Consider the following 8,896-nt stretch of genomic DNA (forward strand, 5'->3'; position numbering starts at 1 on the left):
CGGAAGGCCGTCAGCCACAGTCTGTAGACCATGGGCGGGAACCAGCACCTCGTGGTGGTGCTTCTTCAGTTTCTTGTTGATCACGTCTTCGGTCTGGAACGGGTCGTCAAAGTTCAGCGCCAGCATGCGGAAGCTGTCGGTGATCAGATCAATCGCATGATGGTCATGCTGGATCTTCGGAAATTGCGAGAAGATCGAGCTGTCATGTGGATTTTCGATATGCTCGTCCAGCGCCAGAACACCATCCTTTTGGTAGATCTTGGTCAAGCCATACATGAGATTGAGCAGGTCGATGTAATCGCTCTGTTTCCACTTTGGCCCCTTGAGACATTTGATAACCGCTTTGATGGTCGCGGCCACATCGCCGAAAGAGTTCGCCGCCACAAAGGCCCCAAGCGAGGCCCCACCGATCATCATACCCTCGTAGGGCAGGGCGTGCAGGATCGGGGCCATTTCGCCGCCCGACCATAAGAAGCCCCCGAACACGAGGACCATAACAAGGATAAAGCCAACAATGATGTTCATTATGTTTCGCTACTCTGAGCTGCTCGATTTTCTTTATTTTTGCCACAGGGCAAGGTGTTGCCGCAAGGATTAATGCTGTCTTTATAGAATAGTTCTCAATTATTTGTTGGCAAATACAAGAATACCTATGGATAAATCCTTTAACCGTGGCTAAACTTAAAGAATAGGTTAACGTCTGCAAAAGCACCGATAAGGTGATCTCCTACACAAACTTGGGGAAAGATATGTCTGGCAACGAGCAAGTCATGGCAGTTTTGTTGGAGGAAGAAGACCTCCGTCTGGTCCATCGCGACTGGCCACGCAAGATGCGGCTGGCGGTGTGTTTGATGCCGAATGGTGACTGTCAGTTGTTGTTGTTTCGTCAAGAAGAGGCGGGCCTTGTTGCGGCACGTCTTCGCAAACACCTTGGCCTGCGGCCGGCAGAGATTTGCATTCATCCACCTGTTCATGGCTTTCCGACGCGACAATTGCGCTACTCTGATGAAAAGAGCTTGGCCGCGCTGTTGGCAGACGCGCCACAGCTTGTGGAAGACGCGACCGATTATTCTGTGAATTTCGCTTTTGCGCTGGAAGAGGGTCTGGACCCTGTCGCGTTCTTGGGCGTTGATGCAAATGAGCCTGCGATCGATTTGCCGGTCGCTGCTGCGCAGGACGTTGTGGTGGAAGGTGATGGTGTTTTGCGCTTTTCAAGCCGTCGCGCTCCGGTGGTTCCCGTTGTGCCTAAGCCTTCTGAGAGGAAGCTGACCTTTGATATGGCGCGGGAGGCGGCGCGGGCGCTGGAGATTGAGTCGAAGCCTTTGGTCGAAGAAAAAGCTGCCTTTGAGTCATTTCCGGGTGAGGCGTTTAAGCCGCTTTCCGCGTTTGACGAGAAAGAGACAGAGCGCGGATACACATTGCGTGAAGAACATGCCGAGTTCGTGATTTCGAATGGTGAGGGCCCTGTCGTTGAGATCGACAATGCAGGGAAACTGTTCTTGCGGGACGATCGAAAGTTGTTGGCCATTCGCATCGAGCAAGAGGATGGCGTTCAGCCCGGCACGGTTCGGATCAAATCTGATTTATTGCCAGCCTCATTGAAATCTGCTTTGCGGGCTGCCTGTGGCGCGGTTGAGGTGTCTGGTGAGGCGGCTTTCCTCTATGTGACCTTGCCTGCGGAACAGGCTGACCAGGCAACGCCCGAGCCCATTTCTGCTGTTACGTCTCACGCGCAAACCAATCTGGCAACACCCACGAGGCGCCGCGCTGCGATGCGTTTGGTCGCGCTGACCACGCTGACGCTGGCGGCGATTTTCTTGGTTTTGGGGATGCAGCCGGTTGATGTGATTAATCAGAGCGCGGGGAATGGCCCCATCGATTGGAGCCAATTCCGATTGTCATTGCAGGCGCAGCCCTAGTCTTATCTGAGCGCGCTGCGCAGGTTCTGGAAAACGGTCTCGTCCAGCAGTGACCCTTTGTCTTCAGCAATGATCACATCCGCGACGCTTGGTTTTGGGGCCATCTTTTCCGCTGGCTTCTCCATCGCGTCTGCTTCCATTGCTTTCGGCGCTATTTTAGCCGTTTCGGTCTGTTCCATTGGCTTGTCCATTGCTGGCTTTGCCATTGTTTTTTCGGCCATCTGATCCATTGCCGGTTTCGGCGCTTCGAGCTTTTCGTAGGCAAGCAGAACTTCGATGCGGCGGTTGGATGCGTCTTTTGGAGCTTCGGGTTTCAAGAGATGCGTTGCGGCCATCCCGGAGACGCGCGTAATCCGATCAGGGGTCACGCCATTGTCTTTGAGGATCCGGCGCATGGCATTTGCGCGATCGGTGGACAAATCCCAGTTGTCATAGGCTTTGAGGTTGGTGAAAGGCACTGCATCGGTATGACCTGTGATGACCATGTCATTTGGGAGGGCGGTCAGGCTTTCTCCGAGAAGCGCCATTAATTTCGTAGTCGCAGGGTGCATGTCCGCACTGCCGCTCGCAAACATGGGTTTGCCTTGGCTGTCCACGATTTGGATCAACATGCCATCTGGAGTGCGTTCAAAGATAATGTTTTCCTTCAGCGGAGAAAGGTCAGGGCTTTCCTCCATTGCTTGCAGAACTTTGGTTTTCAGCTCTTCGAAACGCTCTAGGTCAGCCGTGTGCTCTGGTTCATTGTTTTCTATGTCACCAGCGGCCATTTTTTCTGCGTCGTCCACATTGGTTGTGGAGTCTGACGCAGCCATTGATTCAGCCGCAGCTAAGTGTTTGGGGTCTTCGCTGTCGATCGCTTCTTCGGCTTTGCCGGCCATTTGCTTATTTGTGACCGCTTCTTCTTTGATGTCTGTGGCAAACACTTCGCTTGCTGCACCAGAGGCAGGGTTTTCATGGTGGCCTTGGCTTGTGCCGCGGACTTTCATTTCAGGATCGGCCGTGGGGGTGGTGTCCATCACTTCCCATTTCGCAGGGGAGGGGTCATCCACTTCGCCAAATTCCGCGCCGCGTGCCACGGTGGAACCGTTGGAGGCCGTCATCGTGCCGGGAGGGCCGAGAGTTGCGCCATCCAAAACGCCGCTGCCGCCGGGCAGGGTTGCGTTGGTGAAATACTCGGCAATGCCGCGCAGCTTTTGTTCATCAGAAGATGAAAGGATCCACATCAATAGGAAGAACGCCATCATCGCGGTCATAAAGTCCGCATAAGCAACTTTCCAAGCGCCGCCGTGGTGGCCGTGGCCCTCCACAACTTCGATTTTTCTGATGATATTAACCGTGCCGTCAGCCATTTGTGTCTTGCCTCACACATGCCGGTTGTCCCGGCTTATTCTCAACGCTGGCTTCTGCGCACGTTGGGTCAATTACCCTATCGCGTCAAAGGTCGGCACCAGGAAGGCGCAAATAAGGCATAAATGTGGCAAAGTTTGTGGCGAATTTGGCGCTCGCTGATAATTAGCGCGCGTCCAAGCCTTCTTTCGCGCTTGTGTCGCGGCGGTATTTGCCGAGACCTGCTTTCTTTGCGTAGGCAGCTTTGCGCTTGGAATAGTTCGGTGCGACCAGCGGGAAGTCGTCCGGAAGGCCAAACATCTTGCGATATTCGTCTTCGGTCAGACCATGCTCCGCCTTCAGGTGGCGTTTGAGCATTGTGAAGCCCTTACCGCAGATGAGGCAGTAAACCTTGTCATCCGTCACAGCTTGATCAATAGGTATCGCTGGAACCATGGTTTTTGGTTTGGTGGCCTCTGCATCTGGCGCGACCGCATGGGCGCCTGTAGCGGGATCGGCGTTTTCCTGACCTGGAACGCTAAAAACCGGCAAGAGTTTTGCTGCGAGCGCCACGATCTGATCCGGGGTCACATCGCTACGTTGCGCATAGGAGGCAACAATAGTTGCCACCGCGTCTTTGTTTTGATTCTTGCTATCGTCCATGTTTTTGTTCGCTGCCATGGTTAGGGTGCCTGTCTCGAGCCGTTTTATACGAGCGCTGTTACAATTCCGTCAAGAATTACTGGCTGAATCCTTGAATAAATGGCCATTATTCTCCGAAATAAAACTTGCGGTTGATGCCTTTTATCCTTCGCTGTGCGTCGGGTTGCGGGTTGATCTCATCGAGAGACTGGCCGTCTCAATGTAGGCGCGAAGATCTTCCCGCGATGCTACCTTGAGCTGCGTTGTCGTTGGTATCCGAACCGTTTCGAAGGACGTTTGCGGCACAAACCAGCACGTCATTCAGGAAAAGATCGTGGGAAGACACCTCAATTAAACGATCAATCGATGCAACCGCTTTAAGCGCGACGCGGGCGTCGGCTGCGGGCCCAAAGGCTCCTGTCATAGCTGCTACTCCATTCTGGGTGATTGTGCGGCGCGTTCTGCAGCCTCGATTTGGACACTATTATCCTTTGGGTTAATTTTTCGCCAAAATTTTGCCGCAAAAATAATTTAATGGTTAAAGCCAGATTTTTCCTTGTAGCGCGCAAAGGGCCTTGTCCGAATGTTCTTGAACACGATAGCTCGAAACATTAAGTCCCATTTGTTAAACAATCATTCGGATTCTCGGGTATTGTGTGGGTTCTCGATACGACGATTCGGACCGAAATAAGGCCATGTCTGCAAAATTACCTTTCGCTTTGATCCTTGATAGTGATCCGGGAATGGTGCTGTCTCTTAGGCACCTGTTTCAAACGATCTGCGGATTGGCGACGGAAAACCTGTCTGTTGTTCCCGAGTTCAGCGGAGAAGATGGTTGGCCTCAGGTAATTGTCATCGGTCGTGTTTCGAGGCGCGCAACTGTTATTGCCGAGCTCAAAGAACAGGGTGCACCATTTATCCTTGTGATCGATCGCGGTGAGGTAACTGGTGAAGGCGAAGAGGCATTTTTGGCGGGTGCCGACGATGTCATAAAGACACCATTTACCTTACGGGTTTTGGCCCTTCGGCTGCGTGCACGTATTGGTTTGCTGGATACACCAGAAGGGCGCGATGTATTGGCCGGGGCCGAACATTGGGAGTCTGGGGCGTATATCGCAAGCCACGCGGGGCTCACATCTGCTGAGGCGCAGGTGGCTCATGTGTTGATCTCAAACAGTGGAGAGATCGTCAGTCGAGATGCCCTAAGCTATGCGATAGACCGGCGTCCGTGGGACTATGGGGACCGAAAATTTGATGTCCACGTCGCTAAGATCCGAAAGAAGTTGAACGCAGTTTTCGGTGAGCATGTCGCGGTCGATACGGTGCGCGCAGCGGGATACAAGCTGACGATTGACCCCACGGCAATGCAGAAGCTTTTGCGCTGAGCGCGGAAATTGCAATTTCAAATGACTCTGTCAACGGTTGAATTGTAAATATCCACAGGACAATTGCACGGTGTGGTCACTTATTGGTGAAGACACTAAGGGTTGTGGATAACTTTAATTGAGCCCCAACATCTTCCTACTACCTTAGATTTATTGAAGTAATTGGCGAATTTTAGGGTCGTGTTACAACTTAGATGCGCTCTAAGCCTTCAAACTGAGACTTCTATTCGACTTTTGGGAGAGTTGAGCGCTTTTACAAAGCAACAATTCTCCTTTGAGATGAATATGGTTAACCTATCCTTACATGACAATAATATGTCCTGGGGGAATATATAGTGGAACGCAACGGACTCATCGCGCAAATCTGGGGTGGCGATCTGTCCGTGGGCAATGACCAGAAGGACTCGCCTTTGGCGGGATTGCTCGGGTCGCTCATGGATGTGCCAGTGGTAACATTGGTCTCGGATGCCGAAATGCTTCGACCGATTGCAATGATGGAAGAAACAGAAGTTTTACACGGCGCAAGCTTAGGCGACGTGTTGGCCGAGGAATTGGGAATCGAGGTGGCGTATGGGGCGCTTGTTTTGATCCAGCCTCGAGACTTCGCTCAAGCCAAGAACGTCACCAGCAAAGAGCTAGGTGAAATTTTGGGTCACATCATTTTAGAAATGACGCAGGGCGCCTTCTCGGTGAACGGCGACGGGACAGCCGCAGCGGCGGATGTGGCCCATCTCGCAGCGGGCAATATGGCGTCTAACGTTAAACTATCTGTGGTTTCTGGCTCCCGTCTCCAATAACGGGCGCCAATTAAAGCTTTTGGTTTAATCTTGCCTTAATCACAATTGTCTTTGTGATTTCCATGAAATGTGGTCTTTTGTTCTTAATAAAACAAAGATTTCGCGAGACAGTGTTGAGCCATGCAGGCGACGATGAATCCATTGCTAACGCTGATGAACGGTGGGGCGGCTAACAATTCCGGTGCACCCGAAGGGCGTGCGGCGCGTGGTTTCTCACAAGTTTTGGCCAATTTGCTACCGGACAGCGCCGATGTGCCAACGACGGATGCCAATCTCGATCCGAAAATATCTCCAATCTTAAAAGAGCTTGCCGATGTTCTGGGGATGCTGCAGGAGGCTGCGGCGGGTCAGGACCTGTCCCCTGAACTCGCCGAAGAATTGCAGGAGGGTGTTGCGGCTCTTTCAAGCCTGCAGGAACAGTTGCAGGCGGTTGTCGCCGCGAAAACTGGTTTTGCTCCATTTGCCGTTGTCAATGCTGGTGAGGGTACTGAAATTTTCCAACCCGCTGTGATTGGCTCTGACCCAAGAGCGTCGGTTCAGGGCCTGCCAGGCCTCTTGCAGGCAATCCAGTCGACAGCGCAGTCGTTCTTGAAAGGACTTGCGCCAGTTGTCGAAACGCAAGGCAACACACAATTAGATGTTTTGGCAGCATTGCAATCCAAAGTTCAGTCGCTGGGGCAAACCATAGGCGGGTTGGGTGCACCTGCATTAGCAGGGCGAAACCCGGTTTCGCTTGCCATGTCGCTCAATGAGGCAGCAGTTCAAACCGGCGAATTTGTGAGGGAAAACATCGAGATCCCGGTTCAATCGAATGCAGGGGCAGGCGGCGCAACAAATCCGATTTCCGCTGCGGCTTTTGGACAACCCGTATCTTCAGGGCAGTTTGACCTGCCAAAAGAGTTTGTCCCGATTGCATTACATGATTCAGTTGGCCTTGGTCCAAACACAACGGACCTTACCGAAACCAACCGTCAAACCGCCACCCAACAGCTATTAAAGCCAGATGTGCCGCAAGCGAAGTTTGGTCAGGCTGTAGTCAACCAAATGCGCAGCGTGGATTTTCAGGATGGCATCACCAAAGTCGCACTGAGCCCAAGGGGGCTCGGGACGATAGAACTTGAAATGAAAACCAACAGTGACGGGTCTTTGTCTGTGGTTGTACGGGCCGATAACGCCCATGTGTTGAGCAGCCTTCGGGATGAACGTGACTTGCTTGGCCAGATCATCGGTCACTCTGGTGAGGCCTCGCTAGACTTTCAGGAATTTACGTCTGACCAAGACCACAGCTTTGATGGTCAGGGTGACGGTGCCTTTGCCGGATATGGATCTGATGATTCAGGTGATGCGGGCGGTGTTGATGCAGTCCTTGTAGATCAATCCACAAGCGTTGGCACAATTGGCAATGGCCAATTGGACCTGATGACATAGGAGCACGGCGATGGGATTGGCACCAATTACAACGAGCTCAACAAATGGCAATGCGTCGGGAACCAACTCTCTGTCGCAATTGGGTGAAGACTATAACCGTTTCCTAACGCTTTTGACTGCTCAGGTTCAGTATCAGGATCCACTGGAACCAATGGACTCGACACAGTTTGTGTCGCAGTTGGCGCAGCTCAGCCAGGTTGAACAGGCGGTGCAGACCAATACAAACCTTAACGATATTGGCGCGCAGTTGACGTCTTTGTTGGCGTCCAGTGGGTCTGATCTTTTGGGGCGCGAAGTGACAGTCAACACCAGCCAAGTCACTTTGGATCAAGGCAACGTGGATAGTTATTACCAAGTTGACGAAGGGACTGCTGAAGTGACCGCGGAAATCCGCGATCCCCTGACGGATACCGTCGTGCGCAGACTAACCGATTTGCCGACGGATCATACCGCACTGCAAAAGCTGGAATGGGATGGCCTCGATGATGCAGGCAATCCAGTTCTGGATGGGAATTACAATGTTACCGTCACGGCGAAAGACGCTGACGATGTAGCGACAACTGCCTTCACGTATCGCAAAGCGATTGTAGAGGAAGTGCTGTTCACAGAGGGTCAGAACTATTTCACGCTTTTCGGCGACGAAACAGTTCCTGCAGAAGCGGTTCTTGCGGTTGCAAGCTAGTTATTAGCGCAGGCTGCGCGCTGTATTGAACTCATTGATTTTTGCAGTCCGAAGGGACCGGAATTGAAGGTGCAGTTTGCGCACGATGTCCGCCGCGAGCTGTTCTTGATCAATGTGCTCTTCTTCGCCTTTTTCCAACCAGAGCGTCGTTTCCGCCATTTCTGAAATGATGGAAACAGTGGCGTCGCGCAGGCGATTGCGCCCTTCCAGACCATTGAGGCGTTCGAAGTTATTCGCGCCAGCAATGTAGACATCAAGGTCGAGCAGAATGTGCAAAGCGCTGCGGGGTTGCAGCACCTGAACCGTGAATTTCCCGAGTGGCATTTTGTACAGGATTTCTTCCGGTGTCGCGGCCACCATTCCCGCGCTGTCCTCTGTCGCGCTCGCCGCAGCTTCGGCTGGGTCGGGGGCCATCATCTTGCCCAGCATATAGCCCCCTGGTCCTGCGATCAGGGGGCCTAACAATATGAGGATCAGTTTCTTCATTTGGCTCTAATACGGCAGAATGACGTCCAAGAAGTCTTCGCCATAACGCGGTTGTTGGACCACAGAAATCTGCCCACGACCGCCGTATGTAATGCGCGCTTCAGCGATCTTATCATAGCTGACAGTATTGGCCGTGCTGATGTCTTCTGGGCGGATAATGCCAGCGACACGTAGCTCGCGCAGCTCAGAGTTCACCTTCACTTCCTGACGTCCGGCGACAACGAAATTGCC

At 52.7% G+C, this 8,896-nt stretch carries 10 protein-coding genes; 5 read left to right on the forward strand and 5 right to left on the reverse strand.

All coding sequences use genetic code 11. From position 1 onward, the window contains the following. The coding region (locus TA5113_RS16960) for a motility-associated protein (RefSeq protein WP_370736440.1) at positions 1 to 525 on the reverse strand (525 nt) is incomplete at its 3' end. A gap of 245 nt (positions 526 to 770) precedes the next feature. Between TA5113_RS16960 and TA5113_RS09270 the strand changes: the two genes are divergently transcribed. After that, positions 771 to 1,919 carry a hypothetical protein gene (locus tag TA5113_RS09270; RefSeq protein WP_131726477.1) on the forward strand — a complete coding sequence of 383 codons (1,149 nt, stop codon included), beginning with the start codon at positions 771 to 773 and terminating at the stop codon, positions 1,917 to 1,919. 2 nt (positions 1,920 to 1,921) lie between these two features. On the opposite strand, the gene TA5113_RS17315 is transcribed toward TA5113_RS09270, so the two are convergent. Together TA5113_RS17315 and TA5113_RS09280 are read right to left on the reverse strand one after the other, a co-directional pair. Beyond that, entirely contained in the window at positions 1,922 to 3,268 is a 1,347-nt protein-coding gene (locus TA5113_RS17315) for a flagellar motor protein MotB (protein WP_058316694.1), read from the reverse strand. 163 nt (positions 3,269 to 3,431) lie between these two features. Then, positions 3,432 to 3,926: a Ros/MucR family transcriptional regulator gene (locus tag TA5113_RS09280; RefSeq protein ID WP_245627149.1), complete on the reverse strand. Its 495-nt coding sequence runs from the start codon at positions 3,924 to 3,926 to the stop codon at positions 3,432 to 3,434. 656 nt (positions 3,927 to 4,582) lie between these two features. On the opposite strand from TA5113_RS09280, the gene TA5113_RS09290 reads away from it, so the two are divergent. From TA5113_RS09290 to TA5113_RS09305, 4 genes are all read left to right on the forward strand, one after another. Next, on the forward strand, positions 4,583 to 5,272 hold the full coding sequence (locus tag TA5113_RS09290) for a response regulator transcription factor (protein ID WP_058316695.1): 690 nt from the start codon (positions 4,583 to 4,585) through the stop codon (positions 5,270 to 5,272). Between the two features lie 335 nt (positions 5,273 to 5,607). Beyond that, the gene (locus tag TA5113_RS09295; RefSeq protein WP_058314849.1) at positions 5,608 to 6,069 is read left to right on the forward strand and encodes a hypothetical protein; all 462 of its coding nucleotides are present in this window, start codon (positions 5,608 to 5,610) and stop codon (positions 6,067 to 6,069) included. Between the two features lie 132 nt (positions 6,070 to 6,201). After that, positions 6,202 to 7,497: a hypothetical protein gene (locus TA5113_RS09300; RefSeq protein ID WP_131726413.1), complete on the forward strand. Its 1,296-nt coding sequence runs from the start codon at positions 6,202 to 6,204 to the stop codon at positions 7,495 to 7,497. A gap of 10 nt (positions 7,498 to 7,507) precedes the next feature. Beyond that, positions 7,508 to 8,179, forward strand: coding sequence for a flagellar hook assembly protein FlgD (locus TA5113_RS09305; RefSeq protein WP_058314847.1), 672 nt, complete (start codon positions 7,508 to 7,510; stop codon positions 8,177 to 8,179). A gap of 3 nt (positions 8,180 to 8,182) precedes the next feature. On the opposite strand, the gene TA5113_RS09310 is transcribed toward TA5113_RS09305, so the two are convergent. Together TA5113_RS09310 and TA5113_RS09315 are read right to left on the reverse strand one after the other, a co-directional pair. Beyond that, the gene (locus TA5113_RS09310) at positions 8,183 to 8,665 is read right to left on the reverse strand and encodes a hypothetical protein (protein WP_058314846.1); all 483 of its coding nucleotides are present in this window, start codon (positions 8,663 to 8,665) and stop codon (positions 8,183 to 8,185) included. 6 nt (positions 8,666 to 8,671) lie between these two features. Continuing rightward, a partial coding sequence (locus tag TA5113_RS09315; RefSeq protein ID WP_181949466.1) for a flagellar basal body L-ring protein FlgH occupies positions 8,672 to 8,896 on the reverse strand: 225 nt, incomplete at its 5' end.

Source organism: Cognatishimia activa (assembly GCF_001458335.1).
GTDB lineage: Bacteria > Pseudomonadota > Alphaproteobacteria > Rhodobacterales > Rhodobacteraceae > Cognatishimia > Cognatishimia activa.